The organism is Klebsiella sp. BIGb0132, assembly GCF_024810075.1.
Lineage (GTDB): Bacteria > Pseudomonadota > Gammaproteobacteria > Enterobacterales > Enterobacteriaceae > Klebsiella > Klebsiella terrigena.
In genome coordinates, this window is sequence record NZ_JANUDW010000006.1 from 302687 (window position 1) to 321964 (window position 19278).

The 19278-nt window shown below is 58.9% G+C and carries 19 protein-coding genes; 8 read left to right on the top strand and 11 right to left on the bottom strand.

Annotation, left to right across the window (positions count from 1 at the left end; genetic code table 11):
* Positions 1-69: 69 nt before the first annotated feature.
* The 7 genes from M2416_RS18035 to M2416_RS18065 form a co-directional block, all read right to left on the bottom strand.
* Positions 70-1623, bottom strand: coding sequence for a peptide MFS transporter (locus M2416_RS18035; RefSeq protein WP_259226240.1), 1554 nt, complete (start codon positions 1621-1623; stop codon positions 70-72).
* Between the two features lie 449 nt (positions 1624-2072).
* Complete coding sequence (fbpC, locus tag M2416_RS18040) at positions 2073-3119, bottom strand: ferric ABC transporter ATP-binding protein (protein WP_045857214.1); 1047 nt, start codon at positions 3117-3119, stop codon at positions 2073-2075.
* Positions 3120-3123: 4 nt separating this feature from the next.
* Complete coding sequence (locus M2416_RS18045) at positions 3124-5202, bottom strand: ABC transporter permease (RefSeq protein WP_045857212.1); 2079 nt, start codon at positions 5200-5202, stop codon at positions 3124-3126.
* A 60-nt stretch (positions 5203-5262) separates the two neighbouring features.
* A complete protein-coding gene (locus tag M2416_RS18050; protein ID WP_123708743.1) occupies positions 5263-6294 on the bottom strand; it encodes an ABC transporter substrate-binding protein in 1032 nt (343 codons plus the stop codon).
* 11 nt (positions 6295-6305) lie between these two features.
* The gene (gene uhpC / locus M2416_RS18055) at positions 6306-7607 is read right to left on the bottom strand and encodes an MFS transporter family glucose-6-phosphate receptor UhpC (RefSeq protein ID WP_259226241.1); all 1302 of its coding nucleotides are present in this window, start codon (positions 7605-7607) and stop codon (positions 6306-6308) included.
* A gap of 85 nt (positions 7608-7692) precedes the next feature.
* Positions 7693-9234 carry an MASE1 domain-containing sensor histidine kinase gene (locus M2416_RS18060; RefSeq protein ID WP_259226242.1) on the bottom strand — a complete coding sequence of 514 codons (1542 nt, stop codon included), beginning with the start codon at positions 9232-9234 and terminating at the stop codon, positions 7693-7695.
* Positions 9231-9863 carry a response regulator transcription factor gene (locus M2416_RS18065; RefSeq protein ID WP_132512864.1) on the bottom strand — a complete coding sequence of 211 codons (633 nt, stop codon included), beginning with the start codon at positions 9861-9863 and terminating at the stop codon, positions 9231-9233. The genes M2416_RS18060 and M2416_RS18065 overlap by 4 nt, the downstream gene beginning before the upstream one ends.
* Before the next feature lie 204 nt (positions 9864-10067).
* Between M2416_RS18065 and M2416_RS18070 the strand changes: the two genes are divergently transcribed.
* Positions 10068-10646 (top strand): cytochrome b, encoded by a 579-nt coding sequence (locus tag M2416_RS18070; protein WP_259226243.1) that lies wholly within the window; start codon positions 10068-10070, stop codon positions 10644-10646.
* Positions 10647-10682: 36 nt separating this feature from the next.
* Here the strand turns inward: M2416_RS18070 and M2416_RS18075 are convergent, their stop codons facing one another.
* A complete protein-coding gene (locus tag M2416_RS18075; protein ID WP_259226244.1) occupies positions 10683-11261 on the bottom strand; it encodes a YceI family protein in 579 nt (192 codons plus the stop codon).
* A 164-nt stretch (positions 11262-11425) separates the two neighbouring features.
* Between M2416_RS18075 and M2416_RS18080 the strand changes: the two genes are divergently transcribed.
* The gene (locus M2416_RS18080; protein ID WP_076945855.1) at positions 11426-11845 is read left to right on the top strand and encodes a GNAT family N-acetyltransferase; all 420 of its coding nucleotides are present in this window, start codon (positions 11426-11428) and stop codon (positions 11843-11845) included.
* A gap of 37 nt (positions 11846-11882) precedes the next feature.
* Here M2416_RS18080 and M2416_RS18085 read toward each other — a convergent pair whose 3' ends face one another.
* A complete protein-coding gene (locus M2416_RS18085) occupies positions 11883-12617 on the bottom strand; it encodes an SDR family oxidoreductase (RefSeq protein WP_259226245.1) in 735 nt (244 codons plus the stop codon).
* Between the two features lie 96 nt (positions 12618-12713).
* On the opposite strand from M2416_RS18085, the gene M2416_RS18090 reads away from it, so the two are divergent.
* The 3 genes from M2416_RS18090 (at position 12714) to M2416_RS18100 (ending at position 14821) form a co-directional block, all read left to right on the top strand.
* On the top strand, positions 12714-13535 hold the full coding sequence (locus tag M2416_RS18090; protein WP_259226246.1) for a LysR family transcriptional regulator: 822 nt from the start codon (positions 12714-12716) through the stop codon (positions 13533-13535).
* A gap of 711 nt (positions 13536-14246) precedes the next feature.
* Entirely contained in the window at positions 14247-14537 is a 291-nt protein-coding gene (locus M2416_RS18095; protein ID WP_259226247.1) for a hypothetical protein, read from the top strand.
* Positions 14534-14821 (top strand): E492 group microcin, encoded by a 288-nt coding sequence (locus M2416_RS18100; protein ID WP_259226248.1) that lies wholly within the window; start codon positions 14534-14536, stop codon positions 14819-14821. Before M2416_RS18095 ends, M2416_RS18100 begins: the two co-directional genes overlap by 4 nt.
* Positions 14822-15086: 265 nt before the next feature.
* Here M2416_RS18100 and M2416_RS18105 read toward each other — a convergent pair whose 3' ends face one another.
* The gene (locus M2416_RS18105) at positions 15087-15968 is read right to left on the bottom strand and encodes a LysR family transcriptional regulator (RefSeq protein ID WP_259226249.1); all 882 of its coding nucleotides are present in this window, start codon (positions 15966-15968) and stop codon (positions 15087-15089) included.
* A gap of 102 nt (positions 15969-16070) precedes the next feature.
* Here M2416_RS18105 and M2416_RS18110 point away from each other — a divergent pair, with 102 nt between their 5' ends.
* The 3 genes from M2416_RS18110 (at position 16071) to M2416_RS18120 (ending at position 18640) form a co-directional block, all read left to right on the top strand.
* A complete protein-coding gene (locus tag M2416_RS18110; RefSeq protein ID WP_259226250.1) occupies positions 16071-16577 on the top strand; it encodes a lactoylglutathione lyase family protein in 507 nt (168 codons plus the stop codon).
* A 159-nt stretch (positions 16578-16736) separates the two neighbouring features.
* Positions 16737-17702 carry a threonine/serine dehydratase gene (locus M2416_RS18115; protein ID WP_259226274.1) on the top strand — a complete coding sequence of 322 codons (966 nt, stop codon included), beginning with the start codon at positions 16737-16739 and terminating at the stop codon, positions 17700-17702.
* Positions 17699-18640: a Rossmann-fold NAD(P)-binding domain-containing protein gene (locus M2416_RS18120; protein ID WP_259226251.1), complete on the top strand. Its 942-nt coding sequence runs from the start codon at positions 17699-17701 to the stop codon at positions 18638-18640. The genes M2416_RS18115 and M2416_RS18120 overlap by 4 nt, the downstream gene beginning before the upstream one ends.
* Here M2416_RS18120 and M2416_RS18125 read toward each other — a convergent pair.
* Positions 18621-19259, bottom strand: a complete 639-nt coding sequence (locus M2416_RS18125; RefSeq protein WP_310504030.1) for a helix-turn-helix transcriptional regulator — start codon at positions 19257-19259, stop codon at positions 18621-18623. The genes M2416_RS18120 and M2416_RS18125 overlap by 20 nt on opposite strands.
* Between the last annotated feature and the right edge of the window lie 19 nt (positions 19260-19278).

Here is a 19278-nt window from a genome sequence, read left to right on the forward strand (position 1 = left end):
CGGCAGAGTACGGGCGAAAAAAAACCGGCGCATCGCGCGCCGGTTTACAGGATAGCAACGGGTTTACCGTCAGGCCTTAGCCGCCGGCTCCTGAGCGGTTTTGCTCTGGGTATTTTCCAGCATCCGGCGCACAGGAACGATCAGCACGCAGAGTACGGCGGCGCAGATCAGCAGCGCAATCGAGCAGCGGGCGAAGAGATCCGGCAGCATATCCAGCTGGTCAGCCTTGACGTGACCGCCAATCAGGCCGGCGGCCAGGTTACCCAGCGCGCTGGCGCAGAACCACAGCCCCATCATCTGACCGCGCATTCTTTCCGGCGCCAGCAGGGTCATGGTCGCCAGGCCGATCGGGCTCAGGCACAGCTCGCCCAGCGTCAGCATCAGAATACTGCCCACCAGCCACAGCGGCGATACGCCCGCCCCGCCGCTGCTCAGCACGTTCTCAGCGGCCAGCATCATCAGACCAAAGCCGCCGGCGGCGCAGAGAATACCGATAACAAACTTGGTGATGCTGCTCAGGCGGACGTTTTTACGCGCCATCGCCGGCCATGCCCAGCTGAATACCGGCGCCAGCAGAATGATAAACAGGGCGTTAATCGACTGGAACCATACCGCCGGAATTTCGAAGCTGCCGATGGTGCGGTTGGTGTAGTCGTTGGCAAACAGGTTAAACGACGTCGGCTTCTGCTCGAAGGCCGACCAGAAGAAGGCGGCGGAGACCAGCAGGATAAAGCACACCAGCAGGCGAGCGCGCTCTTTGCGGGTCAGGCCGGCAAAGGCGAACAGATAGATAAAGTACAGCGCCACCGACGCCGCAATGACGTACACCAGGGTGCTGGCGACCGCCACGGGATTAATCACGATAACACCCTGAGCAATCAGGACAATCACCGCCGCAACCCCGACCGCCAGCGCCAGCAGCCAGGCGCCGACGCCGTTTTTCTTCGCCACCGGGCTGTTCCAGGTGGAGTCGAGGCCCACTTCGCTGTCGTAGCGCTTCATGGCCGGAACGGCGAACAGGCGGAAGATAACCAGCGCTACCAGCATCCCGATACCGCCGATGCCAAAGCCCCAGTGCCAGCCGTGGGATTTGATAAGCCAGCCGGAGATCAGCGGGGCAATAAACGAGCCCATGTTGATGCCCATATAGAACAGCGAGAACCCACCGTCGCGGCGCGCGTCTCCCTTCTTATACAGCGTGCCGACCATCACCGAGATACAGGTCTTAAACAGGCCGGAACCAAGCACGATAAACATCAGCCCGATAAAGAACAGGGTGTCGCCCATCCAGGCAGAGAGGGCAATCGACAGATGGCCGAGCGCAATCAGAATCGAGCCGTACCACACGGCCTTTTGCTGACCCAGCCAGTTGTCCGCCAGCCAGCCGCCCGGCAGCGCCGCAAGGTACATGCTGCCGGCGAAGATGCCGACGATCGCCGACGCGTTTTCGCGCGCCAGCCCCATTCCGCCGTCATAGACGGTGGCGGCCATAAACAGGATTAAAAGCGGGCGAATGCCGTAAAAAGAGAATCGCTCCCACATTTCGGTAAAAAACAGCGACCCTAGCGGATAGGGGTGACCAAAGAAGGTCCGACTTTCGTTTTTATTAACAGAGGAATGCATAACTTCTCCCAATAAGGTGCGCCGAAGCGCTTGTAAATCGCGGAAAGCGCGTTGACCATTTTTTCATTTGGCCAATCATTTACTTAAAATTTAATATTATTTAACCATTTGATAACCGGATGGTGGTTTTGTCTAGCCCCGTACCCAGACTTTTTAGATGAAAAGTCGACAAACGTCTACTTTTATAGATTTTAAGTTGGTTGAGCCGTGAATACTGTTGACATTGACATCTCGGGAATTTTTACAATTTTATTGTTTATAAACATAACGTTAATGAATATCCATTCAGTATAAATGGATAGCCAGCGGCGGCAGGATAGCGTGATTAAAACCGGGGTAAATGTAGGGTTGGCAGGGTCTACGGTGGGAAAGGAGGATAAACAGAGCTCTTGATTTTGCGCGGTCGTCAAACGGCAGTGGCCCCCTGCGGCTAAGCAGGGGGCGGACTCCTATGCGGCATCCTGTAACATAAACATCCCGTAGGGATGAATCTGCAGGTAGTAGCTCTCCCCGACATCGGGCTGCAGGCGGGTGGCGTTGATTTGCAGCAAAATCTGCTGGCCGTGCCACTCCACGATCGCCTCATACTGCGGCCCCATATAGGCCACGTGGCGGATGACGCAGCGCTGGCTCTCAAGCCCCTGCTGGCTGAGGGTAATCGCCTCCGGGCGGACGCCGACGGTGCCGCTTCCGCTGGCGGTAAAGTGCGGCGGACGCGGCAGACGATAGCCGTGGATCTCCACGCTCTCGGCGCTGAAGCTGGCCGGGAACAGGTTCGCGTCGCCCATAAAGCTGGCCATAAAGCGCGAAGCCGGCTGACGATACAGATCCTGCGGTGAGCCAATCTGCATGATGCTGCCTTTGTTCATCACCAGCACCGTATCAGAGACCGCAAAGGCCTCGCTCTGATCGTGGGTGACGTACAGCGAGGTAATATTGAACTGCTTTTGCAGCTCGCGGATCTTATCCCGCATGCTGCGGCGCAGGTTGGCGTCAAGGTTGCTCAGCGGCTCGTCGAACAGCAGCACCTTCGGCTTGAGGATCAGCGCCCTGGCCAGCGCCACGCGCTGCTGCTGGCCGCCGGAGATCTGATCGACAAAGCGATCTTCGTAGCCCTCCAGGTCGACCATCGCCAGCGCCTCCTTCACCCGCGCTTTTGTCTCGCTGCGCGATACGCCGAGCATCTTCAGGCCGTAGCCGACGTTCTCCCCCAGCGACATATGGGGGAACAGCGCGTAGGACTGGAACACCATGCAGATATCGCGCTGCTGGATGGAGCGGTGGGTAACGTCTTCGCCGTCGATAAAAATCTGCCCGCTGGTGGGCTTTTCCAGCCCGGCCACCAGCCGCAGCACCGTGGTTTTGCCGCAGCCGGACGGGCCAAGCAGCGTCACCATCTGCCCCTGCGGAATGGCCAGGTTAATGGTTTCGATAACGGTGTTATCGCCAAAGCGCTTGCCGACGTTGCGCAGCTCAACGAAATGTTTTTGAGTCATAGAATTACGCCTGATTTTTGGCTTTTGAGCGGGAGATTCGCGCCTCGCCGATCAGCCAGTCAAAGAGGAAAATAATCGCCAGCATCACGACTATCAGAATGGAGCCGTAGGCGATCGCCACGCCGTATTCGCCGTCTTCTACCCGGTTGAGAATGTAGGCCGTTGCCACCCGGGTATCCGGCGTGACGAGGAAGACAATCGCGCTGACGGTGGTAATGGCGCGCACGAAGCTGTAGATCAGCGCCGACAAAATGGCCGGGCGCAGCAGCGGCAGCAGGATATGGGTAATGGTGCGTAGGCTCCCGGCGCGCAGGCTCAGCGAGGCTTCATCCAGCGATTTATCGATCTGGCCGAGGCCGGCAATGCCCGCGCGAATGCCGACCGGCACGTTGCGCATCACCATCGACATAATCACAATCGCCGCCGTGCCGGTGAGATAAACCGGCGCGCTGTTGAAGGCCAGAATGTACGACACCCCCGCCACGGTGCCGGGAACCGCGAAGCACAGCATGGTGGTGAACTCGATGGTCTTTTTGCCCCTGAACTGCTGGCGCACCACCACCCAGGCGATCAGCAGCCCGAAGGCGGCGGTGATCGGCGCCGCAATCCCGGCGTACAGCAGGGTATCGAGCAGCGAAGGCCACGCGCCGTCGCTCATCCCCTGGCCAAAGAGCTTAATAAAGTTATCCAGCGTCAGGGTGTAGTCCACGCCCCAGTTGACGGTGAAGCTGCCGTAGAAAATGCTGCCGTAAAGCAGGGCGTTAAAGGCAATCCAGATCGCCAGCAGGGCCACCACGCCGCGCACCAGCATCGCCGGCAGCGGCTGCACGTCGCCGCGGTAGGACTTGCCGGAAACGGTGACGTAGGAGCGCTTGCCAATCCACATATACTGCACGCAGAACACCAGCAGCGAGAACAGCAGCAGGAACGCGCCGAGGGTGCTGGCGGCCTGATAATCCAGCTGCGAGCCGGTAATGTAGAAGTAGATCTGCGTCGCCAGCACGTCGAAGTTGCCGCCCAGCACCAGCGGGTTGCTGAAGTCGGCCAGCGACTGCACGATAACGATCAGGAAGGCGTTCGCCAGCGCCGGCTTGAGCAGCGGGACGAATACACCGTTAAAGGTTTGCCAGCGGCTGGCGCGCAGGGTATACGACGCCTCCTCCAGCGAGGGGTGAATGGTTTTGATGGCGCCGTCGAGGATCATAAACGCCATCGGGGTAAAGGCCAGCACCTGCGCCAGCCAGATGCCGGTAAAACCGTACAGCCAGTTGGTGTTGGTCAGCCCGAACCAGGTCACCATAAATTCGGTCACGTAGCCGGATCGCCCCATCATCAGCGTAACGCCAAGCCCCACCACGAACGGCGGAGTGACGATCGGCAGAATCGAGAAGATGCGCCCGATGATGGCGCTGCGCTTCGCGATGCGGGTGGTGTAAATCGCCAGCACCAGACCGAAGAAGGTGCAGCCGATCCCGACGGCAATCGACAGCAGGATCGAGTTGATGATGACCTGCACGATATGCGCCTGGGAGAGGACGCTGAGGAACGCCAGCGGCGCGAACTCCCCGGCGGCGTTGGTGAACATCGGGATAAAAATGGCGATGCTCGGCCAGACGATAAAAATGCCGATCAGCGCGATGATGGTAATCAGCGAGCCGATGACAAAGCGGTCGCCGCCCAGCCACTCCAGACGCGTCAGCGCCAGGGTCATGATGGCGCCCAGCGCTACGAACAGCACGATGGCGGCGTAGCCTAAACCCCGGCCCTCGACGGTGGCGCTGATGACGATAAAGGCCATGCACAGCAGCGCCCAGCCGGCGTCAAAATAGTGGCGGGCCCGCTGTTCGCGGCGCGCTTCGCTCAGCGGGCGAACCAGCAGCAGGCTTGGCAGCAGGTACCACAGCCAGCTAACGTTGACCTGCGACCAGCCGTAGGCGGCGAGGATCTCGTCGCGCGTCGACTCCAGCAGGCCATAATCCAGGCTCCAGCCCGGCAGCAGGGCAAACGCCAGCCAGCCGAGTAAAACCCACAGGAATACCGCATCCCGTTTTTTCGCGGGATGAAGAGCTAATGTGTGTGACATAAGTTTTCCGGGTGCTGTTGGCCCGGCGGCAACGCCGGGCGATAACCACTTGTCGCGGGCTTATTTACCCATCTTCACGTCGGCAACCCATTTGTTAATGAGCGCTTTGCGGACTTCCGTTGAGCCGTACTTATCCATGTCATAGCTGATAAGCTTGAGGTCATCGAGCTTCAGCGAGTTTGGCGAGGTCTCCGCCGTGGTGTTGGTGAGGATTTGATAGGATTTGCCCTTCTTCCACGCCAGCTCCTGGGCATCCTTCGACAGCACCCAGTCAACGAACAGCTTCGCGTTATCCGCGTTGCGCGCGCCCTGCAGAATGCTGACGCCGCCAATCTCATAGCCGGTGCCCTCGCACGGGGAGATCAGCTCCAGCGGCGCGCCCTGCTCTTTTTCCAGCGAGTAGTCGTGGAGAAAGCCGATGCCGATCGCCGTTTCGCCGCGGGCGGCGTTACGCGCCGGGGCGATGCCGGATTTGGTGTACTGTGAGACGTTGGCGTTGAGCTGTTTCAGATAATCAAACGCCTGATCTTCCCCCCACAGCTGGACGAAGGTCGCCAGCGCGGTGTAGGCGGTGCCCGAGCTCTGCGGATCGGCAATCTGGATCTCGCCCTTGTATTCCGCTTTGGTCAGATCCTTCCAGCATTTCGGCACCGGCAGATTCTTCTCTTTCAGCCGCTGCGTGTTGACGCCGAAGCCGAGGATCCCGACGTAAACCGCCGAGGAGAGGTTGCCCTTCACCTTCGCCGGATCGCGGAATTTCTCCATGATCTGCGCGAGGTTCGGAGATTTATACGGCTGCAGCAGCCCCATTTCACCGGCCTGCGACTGCGGATCGAGGGTGCCGCCGTACCAGACGTCGGCCTGCGGGTTTTTCTTCTCCGCGTCCACCTTCGCCAGGGTACTGCCGGAGCCGTTGCGGATAAACGAGGTTTTAACGTCGTACTTGTCGCCGAACGCTTTGGTTTCGGCTTCGCACATTTCGTTGGTGGCGCTGCAGTAGACCACCAGACGGCCTTTTGCCTGCGCCGCACCGGTGAGGGCGGCGAGCGCGAGCCCGGAAGCAATGAGGGTAGAGAGAAGCGTTGTTTTCATTATTCAGCCCTTCAGGATGTTGTGTGATTGCGTGAAACGGTGACGCCCGACATCAGCAGGGGCATCAGTAATAAACCCATCAGTACGGCGGCCAGCGAGAGCAAGCTGAACATCCCCGACCAGCCGTAGCGTTCAATGACCTGCGACAGAGGCCAGCCGGCGAGCGCGGCCCCCAGATAGGCAAACACGCCGAGAAAGCCGCTGATCGACCCTGCCGCCTGCTTGTGCCCGCACTCGACGGCGGCAAGGCCAATGAGCATCTGCGGACCAAAGACAAAAAAACCGACGCTGAAAAAGCACATCGCCAGCAGCGCGTAGTGATGCACCGGCGCCAGCCACAGCGCGGCGACCGAAACCATCAGCCCCAGCGTGAACAGCAGGAGCATCGGCGCGCGCTGGCCGCTGAACAGCAGATCCGATCCCCAGCCGGCGAACAGCGCCCCGAGCAGGCCGCCGGCCTCGAACAGCATGACCGTGGCGTTGGCGCTCAGCAGGTTGACGCCGTGGCTCTCCGCCAGCCAGATGTTGCCCCAGTCGTTGAGCGCGATGCGGATCAGATACACCAGCACGTATGAGGCGCCCAGCAGCCAGATCATCGGGTTCTGCAGCACGGTGGTGCGCAGCATCTGCCACAGCCCCATCGGCGGGCTCTGCAGCTCCTGGCGCAGCTCCAGCGGATCGTTGCGCCACTCGCCCACCGTCGGCAGCCCCTCCTCCTGCGGCGTGCCCCGCAGCTGGGTGGTCAGCCAGATGCCGAGCACGATGCTGACGATCCCCGGCGCCAGCATCGCCGCCCGCCAGCCCCAAAAGTGGGTGGCGAAGGCGCAAATCAGCGGCACAATCGCCCCGCCGATATTGATGGAGGTGTTCCAGCAGCCCCACCAAAAGCCGCGTTCGTTGCGCGAGTACCAGTGGGTGAGCAGCCGGGCGCAGGGCGGCCATCCCCATCCCTGGAAAAAGCCGTTTAGCGTCCAGATAAACAGCAGCACCGGCAGGGAGTGGCTAAACACGAACAGCACGTTCAGCACGCCGGTCGCCAGCAGGCCAATCCCCATAAACGCCCGCTGCCCGTGGCCGTCATGCCACAATCCGGCGGCAAATTTCGACAGGCCGTAGCTCAGATAGAACAGCGAGCCGATCAGCCCGATGTCGCTTTTGCTCAGCCCCATATCCAGCTGCAAAACCGGCAGCACGTAGTTGATGCTTTTACGCGTCAGGTAGAATGCGGCGTAGCCAATGACCATGCACAGCAGCAGCCTCGGGCGCTGGGTCCGGTAGCGTTGAGCGATCTGTGCAGCAGACAGTGCGGGCATGGCGTTCTCCGTTTAGGCTGACGATATAAAAGCGCGCGGCAAAATGGATGAGAGAAAGTCCGGTGCAGCTAAGACTTTTTCCTGGTTAGCGAAGTGTTTGTGACGAAAATGTGGGCAGGTTAACAATTACGCGCGTGCCGCCGCGTGATTCCAGGGTCAGCTCCCCGCCGAGGGCGTGGACGCGTTCGCGGATGCCCTGCATGCCGAAGCCCGGCGTGTTCTGCGGGCCAAGGCCGCTGCCGTTATCCCGCACCTCGAGATACAGGCCGTCGCCCTGCTGGCAAAGCAGGATCGCCACCTCGCTGGCGCCGGCGTGCTTGCTGACGTTATTGAGCAGCTCCTGCAGCAGGCGGTAGAGGGTAAAGACCAGGATTTCGTTGGCCAGCGGGGCCGCCAGCCGGTAGTCAAAGCGGCAGTTAATCCCGCGCTCGGCAAAGGCGAACTCCTTCACCAGATGGTGCAGCGCCTCCCTGAGCGACAGCTCGTCCAGCACCGGGGGGCGCAGCTGGCGCAGCATCTGGCGGGTGGAGTGGTGAATGCGCTGGGCCAGGGCGTTGATCTGCCCGGCGGCCTCAATCGCCAGGGCGCTGCCGCCGGCCCGTTTGACCAGCTGCGATTGGATCTGAATGGCAGTGATGTTCTGCCCGATTTCATCATGCAGCTCGCGGGCGAGATGCTTGCGGGTATCCTCCTCCGTGTGGATCAGCTTTTCCGTCAGCTCGCGCCGGGTCTGCAGCTCCTGCTCGAGCCGGCGGCGATAGCGATCGAGATTGAGCGCCAGGTGCTGCTGGCGGCTGATGGCGATACCCAGGCCGATCCCCAGCAGCGACTGGGTGGCGAGGAAAATCTCAAGCTCCAGCAGATCCGTAAAGCCGCCGCCCACCTGACGCGCGATGGCGATCATCATGCTGCCGAGCAGGCCGGACAGCACCCCGCCCTGCCAGCCAAATTTCCACGCCATCACCACGTTAGGCAAAAACACCACGATCAGCAGCAGCCGCTCCAGCGCCGGGGAGAGCACCATCTGGGTGCCGATGCCGATGATAAAAAACAGGCTGCACCAGATAATCAGCGAGGCGCGCAGCGGCGGGTTGCTGGTATCCAGCCCCAGCAGCTGGTAGCGATGCTGCTGGCGTAAAAACTCGAACATCAGATAGACAAACGGCGCCAGCAGCACGCCGCCGGTAAACGAGGCCAGCCCGAGCAGCGTCGCGGGGCTTTGCAAAAAGGCGATCAGGGCCAGGGTCTGCAGCAGCGCGTTGGCGCTGACCGCGGCAATCAGCAGCGACAGCCGCTGCCAGTAGAGCGGGAAACGATACCAGAAACGCTGCGCCATAGCGGCCGAGAGCATGCCCACCAGCGGAACGATCGCGATCGCGTAGCCGGTCAGCAGCTGCTCGCTGCGCAGCCAGGCGATCGCCGCCAGCGGCGGCAGGACCACCGCCGGCCAAAAGCGGCGCGGCAGCAGGATCAGCAGCGCCAGATAGACGCCCTGCGGCAGGAACAGCACCGCCTGCTGGCCGTTGTGGGTCAAATAGAAGCTGAGCGTCCACAGCATCAGCCAGCCGCTTCCCCAGGCCAGGGTGATAAACAGCATCAGGACCAGATGACGGGAGGCGCGCTTCATCCATGGCCCGTCAGCAGCTGATTATCGAGGGCGAAATGCACCAGCTCGATGGTGCTGCCGCACTGCAGCTTGCCCAGCACGTTAGCCCGGTGAACGTGGACGGTTTTATGGCTCAGCGCCAGGCTGAAGGCGATCGCCTTCACGCTCTCCCCTTTCACCAGCAGCTCGAATATCTCCCGCTCGCGCGGGGTCAGGACATCGAGCGCTTTCGGCGAGGATTCGCCGCCGCGCAGCGCCTTAAGCGCATCCACGCACAGGTAATGGCCGCCCATCCCCACCGAACGTACCGCCTGCACCAGCTCCTCCGGGCCGCAGCGTTTGGTCAGATAGCCGCTCGCGCCGGCGTCGATGGCGCTCTGCACAAAAGCCGGGGTGTCGTAGATGCTGAGAATGATGGCGCGAAACCCCGGCTGCCGCTGGCGCAGGCGTTTGAGCAGACTCAGGCCGTTCTCGTCGGGCATGGCGACGTCGAGCACCGCAACGTCAATGTCGCTGCGCATCAGCGCGGGCCAGGCCTCGGCGGCGCTGCTGTACTGCCCCGCCACGATAAGATCGTCTTCCAGATTTAATAGCTGGGCAAAACCGGAGCGAACGACCACATGGTCATCCACCAGGGCGACTCTGATCATGATGCAATACTCTTGGCGGAAGGTCGTTTTATGATGCCTGTTAGCGCGGCGCAGGCAATGCCGCAGCCGCCGTTATGTAACGAATGTAACAAAATTGCAATAAACCGGCCGCTGCGGGCGATTGGCCGATAAAAAATTTTCCGAATAGATGTTCACCCTGCCGCGTTTACCCATCATCAAACACCGCTGATGGAGTCCTTTGCCATGAAACAACAGTCCCCCACCGCCCGGCGCCAGCGCTATGACCGCCTCACGCTGACGCTGCACTGGCTCACCGCCGCCTGCGTCATCTTTCTCTTTTCCAGCGCCCATATCTGGGCGTGGCTGGAGCGCGGCACCCCGTTGCGCAAAGAGCTGCAGGCCCTGCATATCTCGTGCGGCATCGTGCTGGCGATGACGATCGTCGTGCGCCTGCTGTGGCGCATTATCAGCCAGCGCTCCCCGCGCTACGCCCTGCCTCCCGCTCCCCTTTCGCGCCCGACGAAGCTTGCCGCGCACGCCGTCCACGGGACGCTGTACCTGCTGCTGTTCGCCCAGGCCGCGCTGGGCTTTCTGTTTCGCTGGGCGCAGCAGGAGCCGTTCCGCTTTTTTGGCGGGCCCGATCTCTCCGGCTGGGTAAGCATCGATCCCGCGCTCAGGCATAGCCTCGGGGAGTGGCACAACAACGTGGCGTGGGCGCTGATTATTCTCGCCTGCGCCCACGCCCTGGCGGCGCTAGCCCACCACTACCTGCTTCACGATGGCGTGCTGTCCCGGATGCTGCCCGGTCGCGCCGGCCGTTAATCCCTGCCCTCCCGCGCGAATAGCGCGCGGGGGAGTTTAGGCCCGATGCCGAACTTTAGCCTCGATGGCGATATCAATGGTGACGGTATCCCCCACCAGCGCCGCCAGGCTGTCCATATTAAAAGCCGCACGTGAGATGGCGGTCGTGGCATGCAGCGACAGCACCTCCCGGCCGACGGAGCCGTTCGGCGGATCTTCGAGAGCCGCCTCGAGAATGACCGGACGCAGGATATTTTTGACGCCGAGATAGCCGAAAACCCGAAAGCGTCCGCCCCCCAGCGCCACCACGCGGCTGCTGGTAAAGCGGATCGCCGGATAGCGATTGGCATCGAAAAAGAGACGGCCCTTCATTTGCCAGGTCAGCAGGCTATTGGACGCCGCGAGGGTAGCGACCGGGATGGTGACGCTCAGGCGATCGTCCATGTCATTAGCCGTATCCAGCGTCAGCTCCCCCGTTACGCCGGCAAGGCGCGCCTGCGAGGTGCCACCGAAAGCCTGCCATGAGAGCCCGATGGCGGTGTCGGGCGTACTGATGCCGTAGCTAACCGGCATCGCGTACAGCGGCGCCGGGCCGATCAGGAGCCCGAAGGCGATAGCGGAAACAATGCGCGTCATAGTGGGTTATCCTCAGTGTCGATAACCGGTAAACGCGCCTGGCCCCGTTTTTATTCATCGCTATTTTTGTCGGCGGATCGGTCATTTGCCGGCGATACGCGCAGCGGTTGAGCGAACGCGTGGTTGATGGTAAACAGGGGAACGCCCACTATCGAGATCAATACATGTCAGCAGCCTACGCTATTGTGGAAACCGTTCCTCCGGCAGAGGATTTTTGTCGCCTGCGCGTCATCTCCGGCTTAACGCCCCGCCCTCTTGAGGCGGCTAAACGCGCGCTACCCCGCAGCTGCCACGGCGTATACGTGGAGCATTCCGGGCTGATTGTCGGCATGGGGCGCATCGTTGGCGATGGCGCGCTTAACTTCGAGATCGTCGATATTGCCGTCGATCCGGCGCATCAGGGAAAGGGGTTGGGGCGAAAAATCATGGAGCACCTGATGGCCTGGCTTGAGCAGCATGCGCCGGCGGGCGCCTACGTAAGCCTGGTCGCCGACGTCCCCGAGCTGTATAAAAAATTTGGCTTTAAGCTGGTGCGCCCGGAGAGCGAAGGCATGGCGCTGGTGTGGGGTTCGCAAGAGAGGTGAAGGGAGGAGTCATCCCCCCTTCTTTTAGCGGGAACCGCTATGCGCCCTGGCGGGTTGCCGCGAGGACAATTTCGCGAATGCAGACGTACTGCGGCTGGGAGTAGGCGTACTCGATGGCGTGGGCGACGTCTTCCGGGCTGAGGACTTTGCCGCCCATATCCTGCTTCCACGCCTGGTAACCGGCCTTGATGTCGTCGCTGGAGGTGTGGCTCAGCAGCTCGGTCTCGACCGCGCCTGGCGCAATCACCACCACCCGCACGTTGTGCGGCGACAGCTCTTCACGCAGGTTTTCCGACAGGCCGTGGACGGCAAACTTGGTGCCGACGTACACCACGTGGTTGGGGAAGGTTTTACGCCCGGCGATGGAGCTGATGTTAATGATGGTGCCAGCCTTGCGCTCAATCATCCCTTTGGTGACCGCGTGAACGCCGTTCAGCAGGCCCTTGACGTTCACGTCCAGCATCTGCTCCCATTCATCGGGATCCTGCTGGTCAATGTTACCCAGCAGCATCACGCCCGCGTTGTTCACCATCGCATCTACCGGCCCAAACTGCTGCTCCGCTTCGGCAATCGCCGCGGCGACCGCCCGGCGGTCGGTGACGTCCACCGCGCGGCACAGGGCGTTCGGCAGATTCAGCGCCGTCATACGCTCGACGCGACGGGCCAGCAGCAGCAGCGCATGCCCGCGCTCTGAGAGCAGTTTAGCGGTCGCCAGGCCAATGCCGGAGCTTGCGCCGGTAATCACAACTAAAGGTTTTTCTGCAGCGTTCATGGAGTCACCTCATAAATAAAATTGATGGCGATACTTTAAATCCGCATAGATATGGTGAAAAATGGTTTATTTTTCTCACAGCCATAAAAAATAACTATGGATAAACGACAGCTCGGCGCCTTCATCTGCGTGTTTGAAGAGCGAAATATTACCCGCGCGGCCGAACAGCTAAGTCTGACACAGCCGGCGCTATCCGCCACCATCAAGGCCCTGGAAGAGGAGCTGGGAACGCGGCTTTTCGTGCGCAAGCCGCGAGGGGTGGAGGTGACCGAGGACGCAAGAGCGCTCTACCCTCACGCCTGCCGGATGATCCAGGATATGGCCGCGCTAAGCACCCGCTTTCGCAAGCGCCAGCACAAGCTGCCGCTGCATATTGGCGTTGAGCAGGATATCGCGTCTCCCTGCCTCGAGTCGCTGCTGCAGAAGATCCGCCTTGAGATGCCGGACACGCTGGTCACGCTCGATCCGGGCTGCACGGGCGATATTCGCCTCGGCTGCGAAAGCCTGCGCTGCGAAGATGAGCTTTTTATGCCGCTGTTCGAAGAGCGCTACGTGCTGGCCTACCCCGCAGCTCATCCGCTGGGCCAGCTGGCGGAGCTGACGTCGGAACAGCTCTGCAGCCAGCCGTGGGTGATGTACCCGGCTCACGACTCCCATCAGCGATTCCTGCCGTTTTACGGCGCCTCGGCCGGCGCCCCCAGCGCCAACGCCGGAAGCTTTACCCTGGCGCTCGATCTGGTGGAGGCGGGCTTCGGGCTGGCGATCGCCCCCCGGTCGCTGGTTGAATCGCGCTGCGAGCTGAGCTCGCGCCAGCTGCCCGGCTATCCGCTGCTGCGCCGGGTCGGCATCTGCTACGCCATGCAGGCGGTGGAGATAACCGCCGTGGAGCAGCTGCTGAACGGCATAAGCCTGGAGTAGATCGGCTTATTCGTAGCTACGTGGCATAATTCAGTTTGGATGGGGCGGCGAATCAGAATCGCTGAACGTTGGCGACTAACAGATTAACTTATCGATTAAAGATGGAACCAGGCTGAGTTCAGGGGAGCTGAGCCTGAACTGACATCACCGATACAAGACGCTATCTGAATTTGGACAAGCAATAGTACAGGTGAGGTGGAATTGGCGTCGTCAGACTCTCTGTGGGGGTCACTTGTATTCAATAAAGTTTGTATTTAAGCTTTTGGAGCTACATCCGTGATCATCATAGCTTTCCATTTTTTACGGATTTACCTTTCTCAAATCATTAATTATTCATATGCATTCTTTCCATATATAAAAAAGACGACATATTTAATCACGTAATCTTAGTTATATGGATTATAAAGAATGATAACTATAATTTTAATATTGAATTAACCTTGACTATCTTCGACGGACATGGCACTGTCAACCCACTGGGTGAATAAAAATCATTCTCTTTGTATAAATGAAAAACTCACTTATTGGCTTTGACTTACAGTTCAAGGTGAATATAGGGATATTTTTCGTATGGATAGCACATCATCTCTTCATTAATATTATTGAACTGTGCCCATGCCGTGGCTATTGAATCACAAATGTAATCCAGCAGTATCTAAAATACTGTAAACCCATGTTAGTTGCCAGGCTAACCAATGCAAATGATGATTAATGGAGCTAATCAAATTGAATTTTGTCATGAAGATAATTCTTATCGTCATTTTCATCCTGATTATCAGGACGGTCTATAAAAAAGCGCAGGAAAAAGGCTTACGCACGTACCACTTCGTCGTGCTGTTCTTGACATCTCCTCTTACCGTTTTTTTAGATTACTGTCTGCAGCGCCAGGCGCTACTACTGGATACGCCCGCATTCAAAACAACGGCAATTTATGGCCTCCCGCTGGCGTTTATTTTTTCGTTTATTTTGTATATCATCTATCGCAAGAAGAAGTTTAAATGAGAGCCTTAACTGAAGTTGAATTATCATTTATTCACGGTGCTGACGGTAACGACGCTTATAATCCGATCTCGCTCATTGTCGGTAGTCTAAGTACAATAACAAAATTACCCACACCAGTATCATTAGCCGTGGGTATTGGGACCGAAATCGCTATTCAGGCCGCACCGCATATGCCGGTTCACGTTCCAGTTCCGAAGATTCCAATGGGACCGACATGGAATGGCAGCGGCGGCGGTCGCCCTTCCCCTTCGGCGTCGCTTTCAACACCGGACTCATCAAATTAAAAAACGCAACCTTATTGGTATGCACCTGGAGATCGGGACATATTGTACGTTAAGCCTGTTTTTTGAACAGGCTTAACTATCGTAGTAGGGTGTACTCCGTCGCAATACGCCTTTCCCCAGATTTGTGATAACGCCATAACTTAAAAGCAATATATCAGACCTAATAACTTGAAAACGATAGCTAAACGAGGCAACCCGCGGCTTCGCCATGCGCTATCGCGCCGTGGAGCAGCTGCTGAACGGCATAAGCCAGGGGTAGATCGGCTTATTCGTCGCCGTGGCCAGTGATTTCCGTTTTCAGCAATTCGATCAGGCGCTTATAGCGAGCAGGCAGAGGCCATTCCGTGCGGTAGGCTATCCAGATGGTATCAATGACCTCGACCGGGCCCGCAATCACGCTAATTTTGTCTTGCTGCGCGTAGGCCGTCACCGCAAACCGGGGGAGCACGGTAAATCCCAGCCCGCGGGCGACGGGTTCCAGAATTAAACCAATCTGATTGGTCAATCCGCTGATCTTTATTTCATCGAAGCGCCTGCCGGGGTAACGCCTTCCCAATAGACGTAGCGCCATATTTCGGCCATCCGGGTGATCGATAAAACCTAATTTGCACAGCGCTTCCCAACCTATTTTTTCGTCCGTGCGGGGAACCACTAAACAGAGGCGATCGCGCGCAAAGGGCTCCACGACCAGCCGGGGATGTGCCGCAGGCTGATCGAGAAGCCCAACATCGCTGCGCCCTTCGAGAACGGACTGGATAATATCCGGCGTCGGCGCGAAGCGATGGTGGACGGTCAGCTCAGGATGAAGCTGCTGCTGCTCAAGAAGCAGCGGATAAAGCAGCAGGCCGATACTCCCCTGAGTGATGAGGTTTACGGGGCCGCGGCACGGGTCATCATCGGATAGCCTCGCCCTGAGCCGGGCATAGGCGACCTGCTGCTGTCGCGCAAAATCCAGCATAATCGCGCCCTGCGGTGTCAGCTCAAGAGGCCGCGTTTTCCTCAGCAACAGGCGGCCAAATTCCTCCTCAAGCCGCTGAATATGCTGACTAACTGCGGCCTGGGTCAGGTCAAGCTGCTCGGCGGCTCGGGTAAAGCTTCCCGTTTCGTAGACTTTCAGCAGCGTGTTGAGCCATAGCGGATTCATCATAAATATTTTTTATCATCCTCATCACTATGACCTTATTTTTTATTATGACGGCTATTTCTATCATGTCACCTCTTATCCATGCACAACCCAAAAAGGTGATATATGACTTATCCACGCAACTTTTCGCATATTGGTATCACGGTAACCGACCTCGATAAGGCCATCGATTTTTATACCAATGTGATGGGCTGGTATCTGATCATGCCGGCAACCACAATCAGCGAAGATGACTCCGCTATCGGCATAATGTGTAACGACGTCTTTGGTCCTGGATGGGGCTCATTCCGCATCGCGCATCTCTCGACGGGCGACAAAATTGGCATCGAAATTTTCGAATTCCCAAATAGCGAACGTCGCGAAAACAATTTCGAATACTGGAAAACCGGCGTGTTCCACTTTAGCGTTCAGGACCCGGATCTTGAAGGTCTGGCGGCGCGCATCGTCGCCGCTGGCGGAAAGCAGCGAATGCCGGTACGCGAATACTATCCGGGAGAAAAACCCTACCGCATGGTTTATATGGAAGACCCGTTCGGCAACATCATCGAGATTTACAGCCACAGCTACGAGTTAACCTACTCGGCCGGCGCCTATCAGGACAAGCAGCTCTGAGCTAACGTACGCCGCGCGGTATAAGCTTTTCAGCACGCGCGGCCGCTGCGTAGGATGCGCCCGACCCTCACTCTGGTCTGAGGAATTAGCGCTTGCCTTAAAAAATAAAATAAGTCTATTATGGATTTTTAGTCCACATCTGGTCGTTTTATGCAGCGTATAAACTCACTCTCTGACATTCTTGCCGGCTGTTACGATGCGCATCAGGCCATACGCCCGCAGGTAGCCGTAACGCCAATGCTTTTTAGCCCGACGCTGAGCCGCCGGCTCGCCTGCGAAGTCTGGTTTAAAGGCGAACATCTGCAGCATACCGGCTCGTTCAAGTTTCGCGGCGCCAGCAATAAGCTGCGCCTGCTTGACGATGCCGCACGTCGCGAAGGGGTGATTACCGCCTCATCGGGAAATCACGGCCAGGGGATGGCTCTGGCCGGCCATCTGAGCCGGGTTCCGGTTACCGTGTATGCGGCTCAAAGCGCTTCTCCGCTGAAGCTGGATGCCATTCGGGCATGGGGGGCGCAGGTCATTACCCTCGATAGCGATCCGCTCAGCGTCGAAATAGCGGCAGCGGAGGCGGCCCGTCGGCAGGGAAAAACCTTTGTTTCTCCCTATAACGATCCGGACGTTATCGCGGGTCAGGGCACTATCGCCCTGGAAATGCTGGAGCAGCAGCCGCCGCTTGATGCCGTATTTGTCGCGGTCGGCGGCGGCGGGCTGATTTCCGGTATCGGCGCCGTGCTGAAAAATCTCAGCCCTGAGACCCGGATTATCGGCTGCTGGCCCGCGGCCGCTCCGGCGATGTATGCCGCATTACGGGCGCAGCGCATTGTCGATATAGAAGAAAGCGACACCCTTTCCGACGGCACCGCCGGCGGCCTTGAGCCCGGCAGCATCACCTTCCCGCTGTGCGCTCAGGTTATTGACGAGTGCGTGCTGGTCAGCGAAGAGGAGATCCGCCACGCCATGCGCGAGGTTGCGCGCTGCGAGCGCTGGATGATCGAAGGCGCCGCAGGCGTCGCAGCGGCGGCTTTTCTGCAGCAGGCGGACGCCTGGAAAGGAAAGCGCGTTGGCGTGATCCTCTGCGGGAGAAACATTACCCTGGAGAAATTTATCGGGGCGGTATCATGAGAGTCGTGACGCTCGCTGAAATTCAGGCCTGCCTGCCCGTCGCCGATGCAATTTTAGCCATCGAAGAGGGCTTTATGGCCTATAGCCGCGGGGAAGTCCATTCTCCCCCGGTCCAGCAGTTCATCTTTGAAGAGAATGAGGGCGACTGCTGTATCAAATCGGCATGGACCGCGCAAAGCGACTATTTTGCGGTGAAGGTCTCTAGCGGCTTTTATCAGAACCCTCGCCGGGGGCTTGCCAGCAATCACGGCCTTATCCTGCTGCTGTCGGCAACCACCGGCCAGCCGGTGGCTTTACTGAACGATGAGGGATGGCTGACCGCCGTGCGTACCGCCATTGCCGGACGGATTGCCGCGCGCCTGCTTATGCCTGCGCGCGTTCACGCAATCGGTATTTACGGCACCGGACTGCAGGCCCAGCTCCAGCTCAGACAGCTGCTGGAAATAACGGACTGCCGCGATGTGCTGGTCTGGGGGCGAAGCGCGCAAAGCCTGGCGGCGATGCGGGAAGCGATGCGCGACGCCGACATCCATTTTGTCGCCACCACCCGGGCGGAACAGGTAGCAAGGGAAGCGAACCTGATCGTAACCGCAACGCCGTCACGGGCGCCGCTGATTAACGACGACTGGGTGTCGCCTGGAACCCATATTACCGCCGTAGGCGCCGACGGAGCGGGTAAGCAGGAGCTGGCGCTGACCCTACCCGGCAAAGCGGCGCTCATCGCGGTGGACTCCCGCAAACAGTGTAGCCAGTACGGTGAGATCAGCGGCGCAATTGCCGCGGGTCTGATCGGACAGGAGCGGCTGACGGAGCTGGGAACGCTGCTGGCCGGTCCCGCATGGGTGCGGGGTCAGGATGATATTACGCTGGCTGATTTAACCGGTCTGGGTATTCAGGATTTGCAGATCGCGCGGAGCCTTATGCGCGCTCTTCCTTAAATTCTTTCAGATACTTATAGACGGTAGCCCTGCCCAGCTGCAGAACCCGGGAAACGTAGTTCGCGGCGCTTTTGCCTTCGAAGGCGCCTTCGTCGTACAGCGCGGAGACCAGCAAACGCTTCTGCCCTCTGCTAAGCGTGGCGAGGCTGAGCTGCTGTTCACGCAGCCAGGACTGGATGAAAACGTTAATTCGCTCCTGCCAGTCGTCGCGAAATAGCGCGTCCGGCTGCGGAATAACGCGCCCGGCCTGAAAGAACAGATTAAGCACATCCCGGGCCTGTTCCAGCACCGACAGATTCAGATTGATGCACATCATCATTTCAGCCCGCCCCTTGCCATCCCGCAGGACGGTGCTGATGGAGCGGATTTTCTGGCCGTTCCAGTTGGTTTTTTCATACGGGCCGATCGTCGTTTCATCGCCCTCGTTGCCGGAGAGCATCTCAAGGCCAGCGTCGTCTCCGGCGCTTCTGCCGGAAAAGTTGTTCGCAATGTACACCACGCTTTGCGTCTTCAGGCAGTGCAGGACGACCTCAGCATGAGGAAACAACAGCGCCGCGATGCTATCCGCTATCGCCTGATAGTTATGCGCGGGTGATGGGTTTGAAAATTGGCTCGGCATCATCTTCTCCTGCTGAAAA

Bases quoted from the DNA above. Each gene is read 5' to 3' on its own strand.
- M2416_RS18120 (WP_259226251.1), top strand. From the start codon at position 17,699: ATGAGAGTCGTGACGCTCGCTGAAATTCAGGCCTGCCTGCCCGTCGCC.
- M2416_RS18050 (WP_123708743.1), bottom strand. From the start codon at position 6,294: ATGAAAACAACGCTTCTCTCTACCCTCATTGCTTCCGGGCTCGCGCTC.
- M2416_RS18095 (WP_259226247.1), top strand. From the start codon at position 14,247: ATGGAGCTAATCAAATTGAATTTTGTCATGAAGATAATTCTTATCGTC.
- uhpC (WP_259226241.1), bottom strand. From the start codon at position 7,607: ATGCCCGCACTGTCTGCTGCACAGATCGCTCAACGCTACCGGACCCAG.
- M2416_RS18075 (WP_259226244.1), bottom strand. From the start codon at position 11,261: ATGACGCGCATTGTTTCCGCTATCGCCTTCGGGCTCCTGATCGGCCCG.
- M2416_RS18065 (WP_132512864.1), bottom strand. From the start codon at position 9,863: ATGATCAGAGTCGCCCTGGTGGATGACCATGTGGTCGTTCGCTCCGGT.
- M2416_RS18085 (WP_259226245.1), bottom strand. From the start codon at position 12,617: ATGAACGCTGCAGAAAAACCTTTAGTTGTGATTACCGGCGCAAGCTCC.
- M2416_RS18090 (WP_259226246.1), top strand. From the start codon at position 12,714: ATGGATAAACGACAGCTCGGCGCCTTCATCTGCGTGTTTGAAGAGCGA.
- M2416_RS18060 (WP_259226242.1), bottom strand. From the start codon at position 9,234: ATGAAGCGCGCCTCCCGTCATCTGGTCCTGATGCTGTTTATCACCCTG.
- M2416_RS18035 (WP_259226240.1), bottom strand. From the start codon at position 1,623: ATGCATTCCTCTGTTAATAAAAACGAAAGTCGGACCTTCTTTGGTCAC.
- M2416_RS18080 (WP_076945855.1), top strand. From the start codon at position 11,426: ATGTCAGCAGCCTACGCTATTGTGGAAACCGTTCCTCCGGCAGAGGAT.
- M2416_RS18070 (WP_259226243.1), top strand. From the start codon at position 10,068: ATGAAACAACAGTCCCCCACCGCCCGGCGCCAGCGCTATGACCGCCTC.
- M2416_RS18125 (WP_310504030.1), bottom strand. From the start codon at position 19,259: ATGCCGAGCCAATTTTCAAACCCATCACCCGCGCATAACTATCAGGCG.
- M2416_RS18110 (WP_259226250.1), top strand. From the start codon at position 16,071: ATGACTTATCCACGCAACTTTTCGCATATTGGTATCACGGTAACCGAC.
- M2416_RS18045 (WP_045857212.1), bottom strand. From the start codon at position 5,202: ATGTCACACACATTAGCTCTTCATCCCGCGAAAAAACGGGATGCGGTA.
- fbpC (WP_045857214.1), bottom strand. From the start codon at position 3,119: ATGACTCAAAAACATTTCGTTGAGCTGCGCAACGTCGGCAAGCGCTTT.
- M2416_RS18100 (WP_259226248.1), top strand. From the start codon at position 14,534: ATGAGAGCCTTAACTGAAGTTGAATTATCATTTATTCACGGTGCTGAC.
- M2416_RS18105 (WP_259226249.1), bottom strand. From the start codon at position 15,968: ATGATGAATCCGCTATGGCTCAACACGCTGCTGAAAGTCTACGAAACG.